Origin of the sequence: Mycobacterium sp. VKM Ac-1816D (genome assembly GCF_000416385.1) — a bacterium.
In the GTDB taxonomy this organism is placed as follows: domain Bacteria; phylum Actinomycetota; class Actinomycetes; order Mycobacteriales; family Mycobacteriaceae; genus Mycobacterium; species Mycobacterium neoaurum_A.
Genome location: NZ_AOHQ01000136.1, coordinates 260675 through 281943 on the forward strand (window position 1 = coordinate 260675; position 21269 = coordinate 281943).

A 21269-nucleotide genomic window follows, 5' to 3' on the forward strand; every position below is an offset into this window, starting at 1 on the left:
GCGACCATGAAATCCGAGTTGGGCTTCTACACCCTTGGCGGGCAACCGGAATCACCGCGGGTGATGATCGACGAGATCCGCCGCGCCGAGGAACTCGGGCTCGGCCACGTCTTCATCTCCGAGCGCTTCAACACCAAGGAGGCATGCACCCTGTCGGGGGCCGCAGCCGCGGTGTCGGAACGCATCGCCATCGCCACCGGCGCAACCAATCACAACACTCGCCACCCGATCGTCACCGCCGCCTATGCGCTCACGATGTCGCGTCTGAGCGAGGGCCGCTTCACCTTGGGTATCGGCCGGGGTGTGCCGCCGCTGCAGGATGCGTTCGGGATGCCGCGCATCACCACCGCTCAGATGGAGGATTTCGTCGGGGTGATGCGCCGACTGTTCCGCGGTGAGACCATCGTCGGCCATGACGGTCCGATGGGCAGCTTTCCCTTGCTGCGGCTCGGCCAGGACTACGACGTCGATATCCCGATGGGCATGGTCGCCTTCGCGCCGAACTCCCTTGAGCTGGGAGGCCGAGTAATGGACCAGGTCATCCTGCACACCTTCTTCACCGACGAGACGCTGGCGCGGTGTGTCCAGACGGTGAAGTACGCCGCCGAGCGGGCCGGCCGCAACCCCGACGATGTGAAGGTGTGGTCATGTCTGGCGACCATCGGGGATCACCTTCCCGAGGAGATGCGGCTGCGCAAGCTCGTCGGCCGGCTGGCGACCTATCTGCAGGCCTATGGTGATCTGCTGGTGCGGACCAATCGCTGGGATCCGGCTGTGCTGCAGCGCTTTCGCGATGACGAGGTGGTGCAGAGTTTCTATGTGGGTGGATTGCAGGCCATCGACAGCCCGACCACTCCCGTCGAGAAGCTCGAGCACATTGCGACGTTGTTGCCCCCGGAGTGGACGGCGCCGGCGGCCACCGGCAGTCCGCAGGAGTGTGTCACCACCATTCGTGAGCAGTTGGCTCTTGGCGCCGACGGGGTGATTCTGCACGGCGCCACACCCTCGGAGCTGGAGCCGATCCTCACGGTCTACTGACCACCTCTCGCAGTCGCTCAGCCCGACTGTCTGATCAGCAGCCACACCAGATACGCGCCGCCGATACCCCAGGTGATCACGCCGACGGGCAGCTGGCCGGGCAACAGGTGCTGGGCCGCGGCATCGGATGCGGCGAGGATGGCCGCTCCCATCGCCGCCGACGGGGCCAGCCGCAAACCTCCGCCGCGGGTGACCTGGGCGGCCAGTTGCGGTGCGGCCAACGCCACGAAACTGATGGGCCCGGTGAAAGCGGTTGCCATGGCCACGCATCCGACACCGACGGCCAGCATCAACACCCGCGTGGCCTCCATGCGCAGGCCGAGCGCGGCGGCGACGTCATCGCCCAGCTGGGCGACCGGCATCCGTCGGGCGATCACGGCCAGCGGCACGACGAGCACGGCGGTTCCGGCGAGGACCACCAGAACCTGGTTGTTGGTGACATTGGCCAGGGTGCCCGCACCCCATGCTGCGGCCGATATGGCGACCTGCAGGTTGGCCTTGAGGATCATCCACGTGTTGACGGCCTCGATCATGATAGCGACCGCGACCCCCACGATGATCAACCGGAAGCCGGCGATACCACGTTTGAAGGCAAGGAGATACACGATGGCGGCGGTCGCGAAGCCGCCGGCGACCGCGCCGAGGGCGAGCAGTGCGCTGGAGTGCGCGCCGACGAACAGGATCACCACGAGCGCGCCGAAGTAGCAACCCGAATTGAAGCCGATGACGTCCGGGCTGCCCAGTGCGTTCTTGGTGAGCGACTGGAAGATGGCACCCGAGATGCCCAGCAGCGCACCGAGGATCAGCGCCATCAACACCCGCGGTGCCCGCCACTCGCGGACCACCACGATGTCGAACGGCGCCCCGGCGCCGAACACCGCGCGCAGCACGTCCCATGGCGCGATGTCGTAGTCACCGGCACCGAGGCTGAGGATCGACACCACGACCGCCGCGAAAACCAGCACGGCGGTGGTGACCACGGAGATGACGTCGATGCGCAGCTGCCGCCATCGCACGGTGGGGCGCCCGAAATCGACCCGCTGCGTCCCGGTCGTCACGGTTGGATCACCGTCTTGCGCCGGACCAACCAGATCAGGGCGGGAGCCCCCAGAAACGCACTGACGATCCCGACGGGCAATTCGGCCGGACGCAACGCAATCCGGCCGAGGACATCGGCGGCCAGCACCAGCGCCGGGGCGGCGATCGCCGAGATGAGCAGGATCCACCGCTGGTTGGCGCCGACCAGCCACCGGGCGATGTGCGGGATCATCAGACCGACGAAGGCGATCGGGCCTGCCGCAGCTGCCGCCGCACCGCAGAGCAGGGTGATCGCGATGAGTCCCAGGGTGCGCGTCCGGACCAGCTGGGTGCCGAGTGCGCGCGCCATATCGTCACCGAGTGCGATCGCGTCGAGGCCACGGGCCACCGACGCCGTGATCGCCAGTCCGACAAGGACGAACGGCAGCACCGCGAGGGTGACGTCCCAGCCGCGTCCGGCGATCGATCCCGCGTCCCACGCCCGCATCTGGTCGAATGCCGACGGGTTCAACAGCGTCAGGGCCAACGTGAATGCGGTGAAGACCGCGCCGATGGCGATCCCGGACAGCGTCAGCCGGATGGGCGTCGCACCCCAGCGGCCCGAGCGGCCGATGGCGTAGACCATCGCCATCGCCACGGCGGATCCGACGAGCGCGAACCACAGGTACTGGTGGATGGACCGAAATCCGAACATGCCGACGGCCAGCGCCACGCTGAACATCGCGCCGGGCGTGATGCCCAGCACGACGGGATCGGCCAGCGGATTGCGGGTGACGGCCTGGATCATGGCGCCGCCGACGCCGATCGCCACGCCGACCAGGAGCCCCAGCGCGGTTCGGGGAATGCGGACCGCGCGGACCACCACTTCGTCGTCGGATCCCTGATAGTCGAACAGTGCGCGCATGACCGTCGCGATCGGGATGTCTCGGGTGCCGACGGCGGCGCTGGCGATGCAGACCAGTAGCAGGACGAGACAGAAGATGGCCAGCCAGACCAGGCGAGTTCTGGTGCCCGTCCGGCGGGCATCGCTCGTGACGTCGGGCACGGGCAGCGAGGTATCAGCACTCATCGGTGCGGCAGCCCGTCATGTCCGGTCATCCAGCGGGTGGTCGAGTTCATCGCGGCCGAGCCGGGCGGCCAGATGCGCGATCACCGCGAACACCACGGGTGCGACGCCCGCCACGATGAAGACGCCCGTCGTGCCGATCAGATGTGCGGCAGGTACCGCCAGCGCCAGCGACGCCGGCATCATCACCAGGCTCACGAAGAAATCCAGACTGGAGGCGCGACCGAGCATCTCGGCGGGCACTCGCCGCTGCAGCAGGGTTCCCCAGATGACCTGCCCGGCTTCGGACGTGGCGCCGACGACGACCATCACCGCGGCGATTATCCAGATCGCTTCGGTGTAGCCGATCAGGGCAAGCGGCAGTGCTCCCAGCCCCCAGAGCACCAGCATGACGGTGATGTAGCGCCGCGGCAGCGGGCGCGAGGCCACCAACAGAGCGCCCACCGCACCGGCCACCCCGAAGACCGCCAGCACGGTCGCGTGATGCCCGGGGGTTCCGCCGTTATCGCGGATCACGAAGGGCAGCAGCACCTCGATGGGGCCGACGACGACGAGCACATTGCCCACGGCGAACAACAGCGTCGCGAAGAACCACCTGGTGCGGTACATGTACCGCAGTCCGGCCAGCAGGTCCCCCAGTGCCGATTCCGGTTCGTGGTCCGCGGTCTCGGACGCGACAGCCGAAGGCGGCCTGATGAACCCGAGGATGATCGCGGCGAGGACGAACATCGCACCCTGGATCAGGATCGCCCATGCCGGCGACCACAGCTGCACCAGCAGCGCACCGATCGCCGGGCCGAGGGCGAACTGCAGACCGGGGCGCAGCACGCCCTCGATCCCGTTGGCGGCCAACAGTTCCTCGGGTGCCAGGATGGTCGGCAGCAGTGCGGTGTAGGCGGGAATGTAGAAACCCTCGGCGATGCCGAACGCGAAGCCGGTGACCGCCAGATGCCAGATCTGCACCTGGTCGCCGACGGCAAGGACCCCGACGATGATCAGCAGCGTCGCCTGCACCCACAGCGAGGCGCGCATGACGACGAGTTTGGGCAGCCGGTCGGCCGCCACCCCCGCGGGCAGCACACTGATCAGCAGGCCCGCGCTGAACATCGTCATCACGATCGCCGCCTGGCCGGCACCGCCTCCCATCGCGATGACCTGCCACACCAAGGCGACCGACCAGAGCCCGTTGCCCAGCAGGGTGGTCGACAGCCCGAGCGTGAGCAGCCGGTAGTCGCGGTTGCGCAGTGGCCACAGTGCACGGGGCAGGTACGAGATCTGCGCATCGCGGTCGTCAGGCACCCGGACAGGCTAGCGGTCGGACACGCCCGGGTGGTGCGCCCCGTGCCGCTTGAACCGGCCACCTGTGCGAGGTTAGGCTCACCAAATTCGATCATCGGAGGGAATCTTTGTGATGACCATGGCGGCAACCATGCCCGAGCGACAGACCAGCACGGACCGCCGTGGCGGCAACGGGGCGCGCGGCCGGGTATTGATGCTCTTGGTGATGTTGTTCGCGCTGGTCGCGGCCGGTTGCTCGAGCAGTCAAACCGACTCCGCCGCCACCTCGGCCCAGCAGTCGGGGTCCTACCCGGTCACCATCGACCATCGATACGGCAGCACCACGCTCGAGCAGAAGCCCACCCGCGTCGTGGTGATCGGGCTGCAGGAGCAGGACACCCTGATCGCGCTCGGGACCGTGCCCGTCGCCGTGATGACCTGGGACGGATACTTCACCACCGGCGTGCTCGGCCCGTGGTCGAAGGACCTGCTCGGGGACCGGCAGGCACCCGCCGAGTTGTCCTTCGCCGCCGACGGTGCGCCGCCGTACGAGGAGATCGCCAACCTCAAACCGGATCTGATCGTCGGTCTGTACTCCGACCTGACCGATACGCAGTACGCGCGGCTGTCGCAGATCGCGCCGACGTTGGCGCAGCCCAAGGACACCAACGATTACGCCGCGACCTGGGAACAGATCACCCCGATCCTCGCGCAGGCTCTCGACGAAAAGGCCAAGGGTGACCAGCTGCTGGCCCAGACCCGCGAGAAGATCGCCGAGACCAAGTCCACCTACCCGCAATTCGAGGGCAAGACCGGTCTGTCGGTCTACCGCAACGAGGACGGTTACAGCGTCTCCGCGGCGACCGATCCGCGCGGCCAGTTCTTGCAGATGCTCGGGTTCACCCAGTCCGCTGCCGTCAAGGACGCGCTGGGTGACAACTTCGACGCCACCATCAGTTTCGAGCGGGCCGACCTGATCGATGCCGATGTTCTGGTCTGGGAGCCCAAGGATGTCGCAGCGCTGAAGGCCGAACTGGCCGCCGACCCGATCTTCTCCCGGCTACGCGTCGCCCGGGAAGACCGTTCGGTGTTCATCCAGGGTGGCTCGGACGCCAGCTGCGCCTACTACTTCGCCTCGGTGCTGTCGATCCCGTACCTGCTGGATCGGCTGGCCCCGCAACTCGCCGTGGCGCTCGACGGCAACCCGGCCACCGTCCCGGCAATCGTCAGCTGACCCCGACGCGGTAACACACACCGCGAACGCAGCGCGTCGACCGCGCCGCGCTCGCGGTGTGTTGTGTTCACGGGACCGGTTCGCCGAGAGCCACTCTCATCGGTTCATCCCGGCATTCATCCGGCTTTGATCGCGGTGACGGTCGCCAGTTCGGCGACCGTGCGGTGCTCGAAGATCTGACGCGCACTGACGGCGATCCCGGCGGCATGGGCCGCGGCGACCAGACGCATCGTGGCGACGCTGTCGCCGCCGCGCTCGAAGAAGTCGTCGTGGATACCGATGTCGTCGCAACCGATGACCGAGGCGACCGCATCGCACAGCGCGGCCTCCAGCTCGTTGCGCGGTGGCACCACCGGCGCGGCGGCCAGATCGGGCACCGGCAGACCCGCCCGGTTCAGTTTGCCGTTGGGTAACAAGGGAATGGCCTCGACGAGCACGATCGCCGTCGGGACCATGTAGCCCGGCAACCGCGTGGACAGCTGCCGCTTGAGCTCGGCGGGGTCCGGTGCACAGCCAGGGGTCCGCACCGCGTACCCCACCAGGACAGCGTGATTCGCCGAGTCATGGCGGGCCACCACGGCCGCGTCGGCCACCTCCGGCGCCGCCCGCAGTGCCGACTCGATCTCACCGAGCTCCACCCGATAGCCGCGGATCTTGACCTGCTCGTCGGCCCTGCCGTGGTAGACCAACTGCCCGTCGACCGACCAGCTGACAAGATCACCGGTCCGGTACATCCGCTCGCCATCGCGGTAGGGATTGGCGACGAAGCGCTGTGCGGTGTTGGCGTATTGGCCGAGGTACCCGCGCGCCAGACCTGCTCCGGCGACGTACAACTCACCGCGCACCCCGGGCGGAACCCGGCGCAACCACTGGTCGAGCACGTAGACCGTCGAGTTCGACACCGGGGTACCGATCTTCGGTTCGAGCGAACCGGCGGGCTCGGCGACCAGGGCGTCGACGGTGGTCTCCGTCGGCCCGTACAGGTTGTAGGCCCGGGTGCCCGGCATCGCGCCCAGCTCGGCCCACAGCTCCGGTGGGACGGCCTCGCCGCCGACGCCGATCGCGGACAAGCGGCACGCCCCGTCGCGGATAGCCCCGGCGCGGGCGACGCTGTCGAACATCGACGGTGTGAGCTCGATGAAGTCGAATCGCTGGTCGTCGAGCTGGGTGGCCAGCAGCGCCGGATCGCGACGTGTCTCGTCGGACACCAGACAGATGGTGTGGCCGTCGTAGAGCCACAGCTGCGGTTGCCACGACGCGTCGAACGCGAACGACCAGGCGTGCCCGACCCGTAGCTGGTCGCGGCCTGCGGTCGCCATCGTCGGCCGGTAGAGGCGTTCGCGGTGGCTGGCGAACAGGTTGACGATGCTGCGCTGCGGCACGACGACACCCTTGGGCTTTCCGGTGCTGCCCGAGGTGTAGATCAGGTAGGCAGCATGATCCGGATGCGCCGGGGTGCGGCGCTCGGCATCGGTGACGTCGGCATCGGAGAGCGTCTGGTCACCGTCTGCGTCGGCCATCGTTTCGGCGGTGATAGTGAGCACCGGGCGGGCATCGGCGAGCATGTGCGCGATTCGTTCGCGGGGATATTCGGCGTCGAGCGCCAGATACGCCCCGCCGGCCTTGTGTACGGCCAGGATTGCGATGAGCACATCGGCCGAACGGGGCAGATCCAGCGCGGCGATATCGTCGGCCCCCAGACCCCGCGCGATCGCGTGGCGTGCGAGCCGGTTGGCCCGACGGTTCGCCTCGTCGAACGTCAGCTCCCGCGCACCGTCGATGATCGCCAGGGCACCAGGAGTGGCGCGCACCTGTGCCTCGAACAGTGCGGTCAGCGTCGCCGCCGGGGTGGCGACCTCGGTGCCGTGCTCCCATCCGGCGATCCGGTCCGGCTCGGGTTCGATGAGCATGTCGATATCGGACAGCCGGACGCTCGCGTCCTGCGACACCCGGTCGAGCACCGCCACCAGACGGGCCAGCAGCGCGTCGATGGTCGACGCCTCGAACAGGTCGGCGTTGTACTCCATGGTGAGGGTGACCGATTCGTCGGCATGCTCGACGAAATCGATCGACAGGTCGAACTTCGCCGTGCCGGTATCGACCTCATCGGCGGTCAGCGTCATCCCGTCGATCTCGATGCGCTCGGTGTCCCCGCTCACCAGGTACATCATCATGATCTGGAACAGCGGGTGCTGCCCGCGGACGCGAATCGGATTGACTTCCTTGACGATCCGGTCGAACGGGATGTCCTGGTGGTCGAAGGCTCGCAGAACGCCCGCCCGGTTGTCGGCCAACAATTCGGCGAAGGTCTGCGTGCCGCGCACCTGGGAGCGCAGCACCACCGTGTTCAGGAAATAGCCGATCTGGTCGTGCAACAGCACATCCGATCGCCCCGACACCGGTGTTCCGACGACGATATCGTCGCCGGTGCCCATCCGGTTCAGCAGCGTGACCACCGCGGAGTGGGCGACCATGAACATCGTCGACTGGCTGTCGCGTGCGAGTGCACGCAGCGCACCGACGGTCTCGGGCGGCAGCGACGTCGTCACGGTGCCGCCACGGAAGGTGTTCGTCGGCAGGCGTGGGTGATCGGTCGGCAGGCCGGTCTCTTCGGGAACCCCGGCCAGCGCCTCCTGCCAGTACCGCAACTGGTTCTCGGCGACACCATCGAGCAATTCGGCATGCCACAGGGCGTAGTCGGCGTACTGCAGTGACAGCTCCGGCCATTGCGGTGCCAGCCCGGCGCGACGGGCCTCATAGGCCGTGCGCAGATCACGCAGCAGCGGTTCGTCGGACCACTCGTCGGTGGCGATGTGGTGGATGTTGACCAACAGCACGCTCTCGGTGCCCCGGGCAACGAGGTACACCTTGACCGGTATCTCCTCGTCGAGGCGGAAGCAGTACCGTGCCGCATCGCGGAGCTCATGGTCGGAGATCAGCTCGACATGCAGAGCCACCTCGGCGGGGTCGAGGACACGAGGCTCGAAGACACCGTCCCGGTCGGGATAGATGGTCCGCAAGATCTCGTGGCGCCCGATCACGTCGTGTAGCGCGAGTTCCAGTGTCGCGATGTCGAACCGACCGTCCACCCGCCACACCATGGGCACGTTGTAGGTCGGGTTCGGACCCTCCAGTGCGTAATGCAACCGCATACTGGCCTGCCCGGGCGACAGCGGCACCCGGTCGGGCCTCGGCCGCGCACCCAGCGTCGGCCGTACCGCCGCGACACCGCTGTCCTGGTCGATACGAGCCGAGAGTTCGGCGACGGTCGGGGCGTCGAACAGCTCACGAAGACTCAACTCGACGCCCAGGGTCGCGCGGATCCTGCCGAGCAACCTGATCGCCGACAGCGAATGCCCACCGAGAGCGAAGAAGTCGTCGTCGATGCTGACGGTTTCGACGCCGAGGACATCACCGACGAGCGCGCACAAGCCGGCCTGGGTCGCCGTGGCAGGTGCCCTGCCGGATCCCGGCGAAGGGAGCGGATCGGGCAGCGCATCGCGATCGAGCTTGCCGGTCGCGGTCACCGGCAGCGCGTCGAGTTCGACGAATGCCGCGGGCACCATGTGCATCGGCAGTGATTGCGCGCCGAAGCGCCGCAGCTGTTCGGTAGTCGGCGAATCCGCGCCCGCACATACGTAATAGGCGACGAGTGCGCCCGCGCGCAGCAATACGCGGACCGAGCTGACGGCCGGGTGCCTGGCGAGCACCGCCTCGATCTCACCGGGTTCGATGCGCACACCGCGGACCTTGATCTGGTCGTCGTCGCGGCCGCGATACTCCAGTTGTCCGTCCGACCGCCACCGCACCACGTCACCGGTGCGGTACATCCGGGCACCGGCCGGTCCCCAGGGATCGGCCACGAATCGTTCGGCGGTCAGCGCCGGTCTGCCCAGATATCCGTCCGCCACCTGCACGCCGGCCAGGTACAGCTCACCGGGAATGCCTGGGGGAGTGGGGCGCAGGCGGCCGTCGAGGACGTGAACCCGGACGTTGGCGCCCGGGACGCCGATCGCGACAGGGCCGCCGTCGGCGGTCCAGCCGAGGACGTCCACGGCGGCCTCGGTCGGTCCGTACAGGTTGTGCAGGGGGACACCCAGGCGTCGGGCGGTCCGGTCGGCGAGTTCGCGGGGCAATGCCTCACCACCCACGGTGACCCGGGTCAGGCTGGACAGATCAGCCGAGCGGTCGGTGTCGAGTTCGTCGAGGAACAGTTCGAGCACCGAAGGGACGAAGTCCACGGCGGTGACGCCATGCGCGGCAATGGTCTCGGCAAGGTAGCGGGGTTCGCGGTGTCCGCCGGGTCGGGCGAGCACCAGGGTCGCGCCCACGCTGAGCGGCCAGAACACCTCCCAGACCGAGGTGTCGAAGCTGATCGGGGTCTTGACCAGCATCCGGTCGGCCACCGACAGCGGGTAGGCCTGCTGCAACCACGCGATCCGGTTGGCGATGGCGCGGTGGGGCACGGGCACACCCTTGGGCCGTCCCGTGGTCCCGGACGTGTAGAGCACATACGCCCAGTGCTCACCCCGGGCTGCACTCTCGGATCGTGCTGTCCTGGTGCCGCTTTCACCGTGTCGGGCGGCCCGGATCCGTGTGTTGTCCCGCAGTACGGTCACCGGCTGCGCGTCGTCGAGCATGAACTGCAATCGGTCGACGGGGAAGTCACTGTCCAGGGGCAGGAATGCCGCACCGCACCGGGCGATCGCCACCAGCGCGACGATCAGCTCGACCGAGCGCGGCACCGCCACTCCGATGAGGGTGCCGGGCCCGGCACCCTCGCCGGCCAGATCGGCGGCCAGCCGGCGCGACCACGCGTCGAGCTCGGCGTAGGTGAGCGCAGTGTCCGCCTCGTCACCGCGCACCGCGACGGCATCGGGGCTGCGCAGCGCTTGGCGGATCACCATCGTGGCGAGATCGTCCGGCGATACCGGTGCGACCGGTCCGGAGCCGACCTCGGCGAGCCATTGACGTTCACCGGGCAGGAACACCTCGGAATCCGCTATGCGGGTGGCGGGTTCGGCGACCACCTGGGTGAGCAGCGCCAGCAGGCGTTCGGTGATGCGCTCGACGGTGTCGGTGTCGAACAGGTCGGTGGCGAACTCCGCCAGGACCGTCATCTGCCCACGGGCGATGTTGTCGATCAGGGTGAAGCCGAGGTCGAACATGGCGGCCGTGACGGTGGGCGACAACCACTCTGTCGGAATGTCGAGCACATCGGCGGTCGCGTCGTCGCGGTAGTGGTAGCCGACGAACGTCTGGAACAGCGGGTTACGTCCCGCGGCACGCGGCGGGTTGAGCGCCTCGACCACTCGGTCGAACGGCAGATCCTGGTGGTCGAAGGCCGCCAGGTCGACATCGCGAACCCGGTCGATCAGCTCGACGAACGTGGGGTTGCCCGACACGTCGACGCGCAGCACCACGGTGTTGACGAAGAATCCGACCAACGGGTTCAGCTCGGCTTCGGTGCGTCCGGCAACCGGTGTGCCGACCACGATGTCCTCACCCGCGCCGAGGCGGTGCAGGAGTGCGGCGACGGCGGCATGGAAGCACATCACGGTGCTCACCTGGTGCTCGCCGGTCATCCGACGCAGGCCGGCGACCACCGGGGCAGGCAGGTCCAGTTGTAGCGTGCCGCCTGCGCCGCTGGGCTTGGCCGGACGCGACCTGTCGGTGGGCAGCGCCAGCTCATCCGGTGCACCCGCCAGCGTCGCGGTCCAGAATGCGGTCTGCTCGTCGGCGACGGAGGCCAGCAGGTTCTGTTGCCACAGCGCGTAATCGGCGTACTGCAGGGGCAGTGGTGACCACGCGGGTGCCTGGCCGGCCCGCCGGGCCCGGTAAGCGGTGGCGAGGTCGTCGAGCAATGGCGCATCCGACCACTCGTCGACGGCGATATGGTGCAGGATCAGCGCGATGACATGGTCGTCTTCGGCGAGACGCAGGATCGTCGCGCGCAGCGGGATGTCGGTGTTCAGGTCGAAGCGGTGGTTGGCCGCGGCGTCGACGAGGGCACCGACGGCGGATTCGTCGCAGTCGAGCACCGTGACCGGCACCCGCGCACCGACGGGCAGGATCGCCTGGTGCAGGGTGCCGTCCTGGGTCGTGAAGACCGTGCGCAGCACCTCGTGGCGGTCCACCACATCGGTCAGCGCCGCGGTGAACGCGTCCGTATCGAGCGATCCGCGGAGCCGGAAGGTCAGCGGATAGTTGTATGCCGCACCGGTTTCACCGAGCTGTTCGAGGACGAACAACCGTTCCTGCCCGGCGGACAGCGGCAGCCGATCGGGGCGTGCCGCGGCGGTCAGCTCCGGACGGGTGGGAGCGTCGAGCCGGAGCTTGGTGGCCAGCTGGGCCACGGTCGGGGCGTCGAAGACATCGCGGATGGTGAGTTCGGCGCCCATCGCACTGCGCACCCGGCTCATCAGCCGGATGGTCAGCAGGGAATGGCCGCCGATGTCGAAGAAGTTGTCCTCCACGCCGACCTGGTCGACGCCGAGCACCTCGGCGAACAACTCCGCCAACAGTTCCTCGACGGGATTCTGGGCGGCGCGGCTGGTGGAGACCGGTGCGGCCGCGTCGGCATCGGGCAGTGCCCGGACATCCAGTTTCCCGTTGTCGGTCAACGGTATCCGGTCCAGCGCGACGAATGCCGACGGCACCATGTAGTCGGGCAGGGTGTCGCGCAGATGGCGGCGCAGCGCGGCGATGGCGCCCGAGCGCTCGCGCGCCCCGGCGGGGTTGTTGCCGAGTTCCTCCAGCGGGCGGTCGACGGCACTCGAGCTGTACAGGTCACCGAGCGGCTCACCGGTGGTGGTGAACACGGCGTCCATCAGCGCCGGGTCGCCGGGATGCCAGGTCAGTCGGACCGTCCAGCCGGTCGCACCGGCCAACGCGTACAGGTGCGCAGGATCGACACCGGCGGGGGTGCGCAATGCGGTCCTGGCGCCGGTGACATCACCCGCCGCGAGTCGCTCCGTCGCGCCGATCTCGCCGGCCAACCTGCCGTTGGGGATGGCCGTCACCCGAAGTCCGTCCGAATCTGCCTCCCCGAGCGCGGCCTTCACCGTCTCCAGGTCACCGGGCCAGTGCAGCGTCGCGCGTCGCGCCGGTGCAGCGGGCGCATCAGCGCGCAGGATCACGTCATAACGATGCCTGCTGAGTTCGTTGTGGAATGCGCCGGTCTTGAGTCTGATCTCGGCCGTCAGGCCCAGTCGGTGTGCGAGCGCGACGAAGAACTCGGGATCGAGCAGCAGTTCCTTTTCCAGTTCCACGCCCCGGTCGGCGGCGCGGCGAATCTGCTCGGCGTCGGCGCTGTCGGAGGCACTTCGGGACAGCGCGATCGCGGTGTGGAAGGTGTTCAGCAGCAACCTGTTACGGACATCGCCGATGAAGAGCGCACCGCCGGGCCGCAGGTGCCGGGCGGCACTCTCGATCACGTCGGCCAGATAGCGCACCGACGGGAAGTACTGGATCACCGAGTTGATGACGACCACATCGAAGTGGCCGGTGGGGACGTCACCGAGCCGATCGGCAGGGGCGACGGTCAGATGGACCCGATCGCGGAGCTCCGGATCGGTGCGCAGTTCGTTGTTCAGCGCCTCGATCACCGGCGCGGCCAGATCGGTGCCCCAGTACTCGTCGACCCGTGGCGCGAGTTGCCCGAGCAAAAGCCCGGTGCCGACGCCGATCTCGAGGACTCGCGCCGGAGACAACCCGGCGATGGCGGCCACCGTGGTGGCCCGCCATTCCGACATCTCCTCGAACGGAATGGGTGTACCGTCGTAGCTCGAATCCCAGCCGGCGTAGTCCTCGACGAACACCGCGGTGGAGATCGTCGAGTATTCGTCGGAGTAGATCTGTTCCCATTCGCCCACATGGGCGCTTTCGGCGGCCGCGCGGTCGTCCTCGGGGATGGCAGCAGGAACCAGATAGGCGACGAGTCGTTGTGTGCCCGGCACCCGCGGATCGTCGGTGGCGATCACCGCGGCCTGGGCGGCGCCCGGATGGGCGACGATCGCCGACTCCACGTCACCGAGTTCGACGCGGTGCCCGCGGATCTTGACCTGCTCGTCGGTCCTGCCGAGGAATTCGATGTTGCCGTCGGCGCCGCGCCGGACCAGGTCACCGGTGCGGTACATCCGGGTGCCCGCCGGCGCGGTGGCGGTGGGGTACGGATTGGCGACGAAACGCTGCGCCGTCAGGCCGAATCGGTGCGCGTAGCCGCGTGCCAGGCCGGCACCGGCGATGTAGAGCTCGCCGGGATGGCCGTCGGCCACGGGGCGCAGCCAGGGGTCGAGAATGTGCGCATCGGTATTCCAGATCGGCTGCCCGACAGTGGGTTCGGCACTGTCGTCGGTGCCGCCACCGAGGGTGTTGATGGTGTATTCGGTGGGTCCGTAGAGGTTGTAGCCGTAGGTGGTGGGGTCGTCGCGGAGCCGGTCCCACACCGCCGGTGGCACCGCCTCACCGCCCAGCAGGACCAGGACGGGGTGGTGTTCACCGTCGTCGAGCAGGCCCTCTTCGAACAGCAGTTGGGCGTAGGTAGGCGTCACGTTGATGACGTCGATCAGGTGTGCCCGGCAGTACGCCACGAGGGCGGCCGCGTCGCGGCGCAACACTTCATCGCAGATGTGCACCTCGTGACCCTCGACCAGCCACAGCAGTTCTTCCCAGGACATGTCGAAGGCGAAGGAGACCGTGTGGGCGATGCGCAGTCGCCGGCCGCCGGCCTTGGCGATCGCGGGGGCGAAGATGGCTTCCCGGTGGTTGAAGTGCATGTTGGTCAGTCCGCGGTAGGGCGTGACGACACCCTTGGGCTTACCGGTGGACCCGGATGTGTAGATGACATACGCCGGGCGGTCCGGCGTGGGTCGTTCGCCGGTCCAGTTCGGCGCCAACGCATCCAGCGCGCTGTGGATTCCCGCGTCGTCCAACGTGATCCGCAGGCAATCCGGCGGGGTGATGGCGTCGATGCGCTCGCGCACCGCCGTCGTGGTGAGCAGGATGCGCGGACGGGCATCGTCGAGCATCACGGCCAGGCGCTCGTCGGGATAGTCCAGTTCCAGCGGTAAGTACGCCGCACCGGCGCGCAACACCGCGAACAGGGCGACCACGGTGTCGATGGAGCGGGGAATGGCCAGCGCGACGGTGTCCTCACCGGTGATGCCCTCGGCGGCAAGCAGACCCGCCAATCGGCTGACCCGCTGGTCGAGTTCGGTGCGGGTGACCGAGGCGGATCCGTACACCAGCGCCGTGCTGTCGCCATCGGTGTAGTCGGCGAGCATCTCGGCGATGGTCAGGTCGGGTACCTCGTGGTGGGCCCGGTTGCTGCGGTCGGCACGGCCGTCGCGTTCGTCGGGGAGCTGGACTGCGACGGAGCACAGCGTGGCATCGGGTCGGGCGGCGAGGAACTCGACGACGGTGCGGTAGCGGTCCAGCAGGCGCCGAGCGGCCGATTCGGTGACGAAATCGGGCCGGTACTCCAGCTTCACCGCCAGGGTGTCCCCGGGAGCCACCACCCATGTCAGCGGGTAGTGGGACGCGTCGAAGGTGTCATGGTTGAGGATGCCGAACTCGCTCTCGGCATCGGCGAACGCCTCGTCGCTCCAGAAGTTCTGCAGCACGAACAGGTTGTCGAACAGCGCCCCGCCGCCGGCGAGCAGACCGGAGCTGCGGTGTGCGTCGGCCACCGCGCGCTGGATATCACCGAGACCGAGGAATTCATGGTCGAGGGACCGCAGGCGATCGGATTGTGCACCGCGCACGGTATCGGCCACCGTTGCGCCGGGATCGAGGCGCAGGCGCACCGGAACCGTGTTGAGGAACAACCCGATGACCGCGTCGGAGCCGTCCACCTCGGTGGGGCGGCCGGCGACGGTGGTACCGAAAACCACGTCGTCGCGGCCGGTCTCATAACCGAGGACGATGCCGAGCGCGGTGGTGAGCAGCGTGTTGAGTGTGACGCCGAGGTGTTGCGCGGTCTCCCGCAACGCGTGGGCGCAGTCGTCGGAGAGCTGGAGGTCGACCCGCGAGGTCATGGCCGGTTCGGCACCTGCGGCCTCGGGCAGCAGCAAGGTCGGTTCGGTGAGTCCGTCGTGGACGTGTGCCCAGTAGTCGGCGGCGGCCGTGCTGTCCTGGGCGCCGAGCCAGCGCAGATAATCCTGGTAGCCGTGCGCCGGACCGCGCGGCGGGCTGAGGCGTCCCTGCGTGGCCATCGCGTAGGCGCTGAGCAGGTCACGCATCAGCAATTCGCGTGACCAACCGTCCATCAGCAGCACATGGCAGCTCAGGATCAGCGCGTCACCGCCGCGCCTGCGGATGAGGGTGAGCCGCGACAACGGTGGCGCGGTCATGTCGAATGGAACGTGTCGGTCCTGCTCGATCAGCCGTCGGGTGGCTGCCAGAGCACTGTCCCGGTCGTCCTCGGACAGATCGACGAGCTGCACACGGCAGGACGGGTCGCCGGCGATGAAGGCCACCGGGTGCGGCAGGTCGTCGGCCACGAACCCCGACCGAAGTACCGGGTTACGTTCCAGCACAAGTGCATACGCCCATTGCATGGCGGCGATGTCGACACTGTCGCGCAGCTCGATGACGTTCTGCAGGATGTAGACCGCGGCATTCTCGGCGTAGCGGGCCTGGAAGTAGATCCCCGCCTGCAGGGGCGACAGCGGCCACACGTCGACGACGGTGCGTTCGGTCGCCGCCGCCACCCGGTCGCGTTCGGCCTCGGAGAGTTCCAGCAGCGGCCCGTCGGCGACGGAGGGCGACCCCTGCGCCCCGGAATCGGCGGCGAGGGCGGCCGCCACCGCGGCGGGCGTCCGATGGGCGAAAACCACCTGGGGCTTGAGCGGCAGTCCGCTGCGGCGGGCGCGTCCGGCGAGGCGGATCACCAGCACGCTGTCACCGCCGAGGGTGAAGAAGTCGTCGTCTGCGCCGGCCGGGACACCCAGGAGATCGGTGTAGAGGCCGGCCAGTTGAGCCACGACCGCGGCATCGGCGGAACGGGCGGGAGCGCCGGCTGAGACAGGACCAGTGCTCGGCGATGCCGGCATCGCATCGACCGGGGGCAGCGCTGCGATCGTCGCGCCCGGGTCGGCCGCGAAGGCCTCGAGGATGGTCAGGACATCGCCGAGCAGATCGCCGGCGTGCGCGGCGCCGATCAGGCCGGGGTCGTAGTCGAGCCGGAGCTCGAGCTCGTCGGCGGCGTCGGCGACCAGCGCGACCGGATAGTCGGTCTTGACGCTGGAGCCGTCGAATCCCCGGTAGGCCAGGGTGTTTCGATCACCGTCGGTGGCGCCCGTGTCCGGGAAGTTCTCCATCACGACGACGCTGTCGAACAGGGCGCGGGTGCCGGCTGACCTGGTCAGGTCGGTGAGCCGCGCGTGCTGGGCCTCCAGCACGCGGTTCTGCTGTTCCTGCAGTCGGGTGGCCGCCGCGCTCAGGCTGTCCGTGGGTTGCCACGACAGCGGCACCGGTACCGTGTTGATGAGCAGGCCGACGATCGATTCGACACCGGGATGGCCCGTTCCGCGCCCGGAGACCAGCGAGCCGAACACGACGCTGTCGATCCCGAGTCGGCGACCGAGAACCAGGCCCCACGCCGTGTGCACGACGGTGGCCGCGGTGACACCCGCACGCCGGGCGGCCGCATAGAGTCGGTCGGTACGCGCGCGAGACAGACTGGTGGTCACGTCGCGGTGGTCCTGGCTCTCCACCGCGCGCGAGTCGGTCGCGGCGAGCAGGGTGGGACGGACATCGGCCAGGACGGTTTCCCATGCCCGCGAGGAACTCTCGGCGCGACGTTCGGTCCGCGCGACGAAGTCGGCAAAGCCGTCGACGGCGATCTCCGGCGAGGAGCCGGCCACGATCGCATTGTGGACCCGTGCGATCTCGTCGAACATCGACGACAGCGACCAGCCGTCGGCGACGATGTGGTGCATCGACTGGACCAGCCGGTGGTCGTCGTCGGTCAGCGTCACCAGGACGTGGCGAAGCAGGGGTGGCCGGTCCAGCGCCAGCGGCGCGGCGCGTTCGGCGGCGGCGATGCGTAGTAGTTCGGCCTGTGCCGCGTGGGGATCGGTGCCGCGCAGGTCGATAGTGCGCCAACGAGGTTCGACCTCGTTGAAGACCACCTGCACCGGTGATCCGTCGACCAGTGTGTGCATGGCCACCCGCAGGGCGGGGTGCCGTGCGATGACTGTCCGGATTGCTTCGTGCAGTGCATCGGGGTCGAGCGGGCCGCTCAGGCGGGCAATCTGTTGGATGCGGTAGAGGTCGGTCTCCGGCTCGGTATAGGCCGAATGCAGGTACATGCCGTACTGCAGGGGGAGCAGTGGCAGGACCGTGTCGATAGACCCGAGGGCGGACAGTTCCGCACGTTCGGCGGCACTGAGTTCGATGCCCGCGGATGTGGCCGCCGCGTCGGCATTTCCGGGGAGCTCGCCGTCGTCCACAACACCGCGTGCGACGGCGGCCAGTGCCGCAGGTGTGGGGTGTTCGAGCACCTGCCGGGGCGTGACCCGGACGCCGCGGCCGCGTGCCAGCGATGCGACGCGGATGGCCGACATCGAGTCACCACCCATGGCGAAGAACTGGTCGTCGGGGCCGACGACCGCGATGCCGACCGCCGTGGCCATCGCCTCGCAGAGCACCGTCTCGAACTCGGTGCGGGGCGCGCGCCCGGCGGAGATACTGGTGAATTCCGGATCGGGCAGCGCCAGGCGATCGATTTTTCCGGTTGCGCCACGCGGCATTTCGGGAAGCTGTACCAGCGTCGCGGGGACCATGTAGTCGGGCAGCCGGCGGGCCAGCTCGGTCCGGCAGAGTTCCTGGTCGACGCTGTCCTCGGCGGTGACGTAGCCGACCAGTCGCCTGCCCCCGGCCGGGTTCTCCCGGACCGCCGCGGCGGCGTTGTGCACACCGGGTAGCGCGGTGAGGGCGGATTCCACCTCGGCGAGCTCGATGCGGAATCCGTGCAGGCTCACCTGGTCATCCGCGCGGCCCAGGTATTCGATCTGATGCTCGGGTGTCCACCTGGCGATGTCACCGGTGCGGTAGAGCCGTTCCCCGGCTCCGCCGTGCGGGTTGGCGACGAAACGTGTGGCGGTGGAGGCCGGTTGACCGATATAGCCGCGTGCCAACTGGAGTCCGCTGACATAGATCTCACCCGCGACGCCAGGGGGGACGAGCTCCAGGTGGGGGCCGAGGAGGTGAATGGTGACGCCGGGGACGGGGCGCCCCAGCGATACCCGGCCGTCGTCGACGACCGCGGTCAGCACATCACCGGCGACCTCGGTGGAGCCATAGGAGTTGACGAGTTCGGCGGTGGGGGACACCGCCCGCAATGCCGCCACCGTCGAGGAGTCGAGTCGCTCACCGCTGCAGATCCACCGCGCGACGGAGCCGAGCCGGTCGGGTGCGGACTCGGCGATGGCCCCGGCCAGGCTGGGGACCGCGAGTATCTGGGTGGCGCCTGCCTGTTCGATCAGTTCGGTCAGCGCGTCACCGTCGCCTGCGGTGTCGTCATCGGCGATGACGACCAGTGCGCCGGCCAGTAGTCCGCCGAGTATCTCGGTGCTGCCGTCGATGAACCCGATGGAGCTCTTGGCGATCCGGATATCTGCCCCGGCACGGGTCGACCATGATCGGGCGGCCCACCACAGGCGGTTGGCCAATGCACCGTGGGTGCCGATCACTCCCTTGGGGCGCCCGGTGCTGCCCGAGGTGTAGACCACGTAGGCCGCATCGTCGGGGCCGAGCGGTGCGGTTGCGCGCGATTGCGCGCGGGCGGTGACGGGCACCGCGGGATGGTCGGACCAGTCCGGTGCACTCGCGTCGTCGACGATGATGACGCGGGGTTGCGCGTCAGACCACATGTAGTGCGCACGCTGCGCCGGGTAGCGCCGATCGATGGGCAGATACGCCGCGCCGGCGCGTAACACCGCCAGCAGCGCAATCACCAGATCGGTGCCGCGGGACAGCGCGAGGGCCACGGTGTCACCGCGGCGCACGCCGGCTTCGGCCAGTGCGCCGGCGAGCCGGTCGGCGGCCTCGGACAGTTCCTCGTAGCGGATCTCGCTGTTGCCGTGGCGCAGTGCGATGCTGCGCGGGGTGCGACGCACCTGCGCGTCGAACAGTTCGGTGACGGTCGCGCGCAGGCCGGCCGGTCCGATGCCCACGGCGGACCAGCGGTCGGCGTCGTCGACGAGGGGGATGTCGCCGAGCCGGATGTCGGGGTCGGCGGTCACCGCGGTGAGCGCGCCGAGCAGTCGGTGGCCCAGCAATTCGACACCGGTGCGGTCGAAGATGTCGGTGGCATAGACGATGCGCAGCCGACGTCCCCCGGAGGGCAGGTCGAAGAATTCGAAGGCGATGTCGAATGCGGCGGGGGTGATCACGGGGTCGAGCAGGCGGCCCTGGACGTCGGGGAGATCGAGGCGTTCCGGATCTGCCGGTTGCAGCGACACCAGCGCCTGGAACAGCGGGTTGCGGTTGGGTGAGCGGACCGGGTTGACGGCGTCGACGATCTTCTCGAACGGGACCTCCTGATTGCTCAGCGCCGCGAACAGTGTGCGACGGCCCCGGCGCAGCACCTCGGAGAATCGCGGATGGCCGCTGAGGTCCAGCCGCAGCGGCAGCATGTTGATGAAGAAGCCGACCAGGTCGTCGAATTCCTCTTCGAGTCGGCCGGCGACCGGCGTGCCGAGCGGGATGTCGTCACCGGCGCCGAGCCGGGACAGCACGGCGGCCACCGTGCTGGAGAGCACGACGAACGGTGTGACATCGGCGGCCCGCGCGATATCGGTCACCCGCTTCGACAGGTCGTCGGGCAGCGGGATCAGCACCGCGTCGCCGCGGTAGCCGCGCACCGGTGGGCGCGTTCGGTCCAGCGGCAGTGCCACCTCGGCAGGGGCGCCGTCGAGCACCGCGCGCCAGTGTTCGAGCTGTTCGTCCTGCAGGCCCGGTGTCTCCAGCAGGTCGCGGTGGTAGCGCACGTAGTCGTGGTACTGGGCCGCGGGCGGTTCGCCCGCGTCACCGGCACCGTCCCGGTGTGCGCGATAGCTGCGTTGCAGGTCGTCGAACAGCGGGCCGATCGAGTTGCCGTCGATGGCGATGTGGTGGATCACCATCGACAACACGTGTTCATCGGGGGAAACCCGCAGCAACCGAGCGCGGAACGGCATCTCGGTGCCCAGGTCGCACGCCCAGTTCTCCAGGTCGGCCCGCACCGCCGCCAGATCTTCCCGGCGGCATTCGATGACCTCCAGGGCGGCGTCCTCGGGATCGACGATGGTCGGTTTCAGCCGACCGTCGATCTCGGCGTACACCGTGCGCAACGGAACGTGGCGCCGGGCAACGGCGATCACCGCGTTGTTCAGTGCGTCGACATCCAGCGGTCCGAGGAATTCGACAGCGAGCGGCACATTGTTTGCCGCAGTCGGACCGTCCAGGCGGTACAGCGACCACAGCCGAGCCTCGCCGTAGGACGCTTCGCGCTCGTCGACAGCATGCATGTATGCGCTCCCGGGTCTGGTGGTAGAGGGTGGCTCACCGATGCGAAGTGCACCCACGCGGGGCCGATAGCGCACGGGCACCGGACGTCTTTCTCCTGAC

General features: G+C 68.6%; 6 protein-coding genes. 2 read left to right on the forward strand and 4 right to left on the reverse strand.

Going from position 1 to position 21269, the window contains the following annotated elements:
* The first annotated feature begins 6 nt into the window (after window positions 1-6).
* Entirely contained in the window at window positions 7-1038 is a 1032-nt protein-coding gene (locus G154_RS15080; RefSeq protein ID WP_045546391.1) for a TIGR03857 family LLM class F420-dependent oxidoreductase, read from the forward strand.
* A gap of 17 nt (window positions 1039-1055) precedes the next feature.
* Here the strand turns inward: G154_RS15080 and G154_RS15085 are convergent, their stop codons facing one another.
* The 3 genes from G154_RS15085 to G154_RS15095 are packed head-to-tail and all read right to left on the reverse strand — an operon-like array spanning window position 1056 to window position 4387.
* Window positions 1056-2096 carry an iron chelate uptake ABC transporter family permease subunit gene (locus tag G154_RS15085; protein WP_019510341.1) on the reverse strand — a complete coding sequence of 347 codons (1041 nt, stop codon included), beginning with the start codon at window positions 2094-2096 and terminating at the stop codon, window positions 1056-1058.
* Window positions 2093-3145 carry an iron ABC transporter permease gene (locus tag G154_RS15090; RefSeq protein ID WP_023986242.1) on the reverse strand — a complete coding sequence of 351 codons (1053 nt, stop codon included), beginning with the start codon at window positions 3143-3145 and terminating at the stop codon, window positions 2093-2095. The genes G154_RS15085 and G154_RS15090 overlap by 4 nt, the downstream gene beginning before the upstream one ends.
* A gap of 15 nt (window positions 3146-3160) precedes the next feature.
* Window positions 3161-4387, reverse strand: a complete 1227-nt coding sequence (locus G154_RS15095) for an MFS transporter (protein WP_031601680.1) — start codon at window positions 4385-4387, stop codon at window positions 3161-3163.
* A 166-nt stretch (window positions 4388-4553) separates the two neighbouring features.
* On the opposite strand from G154_RS15095, the gene G154_RS15100 reads away from it, so the two are divergent.
* On the forward strand, window positions 4554-5654 hold the full coding sequence (locus G154_RS15100) for an iron-siderophore ABC transporter substrate-binding protein (protein ID WP_019510344.1): 1101 nt from the start codon (window positions 4554-4556) through the stop codon (window positions 5652-5654).
* A gap of 116 nt (window positions 5655-5770) precedes the next feature.
* Here G154_RS15100 and G154_RS15105 read toward each other — a convergent pair whose 3' ends face one another.
* Window positions 5771-21169 carry a non-ribosomal peptide synthetase gene (locus tag G154_RS15105; RefSeq protein WP_019510345.1) on the reverse strand — a complete coding sequence of 5133 codons (15399 nt, stop codon included), beginning with the start codon at window positions 21167-21169 and terminating at the stop codon, window positions 5771-5773.
* Window positions 21170-21269: the final 100 nt, after the last annotated feature.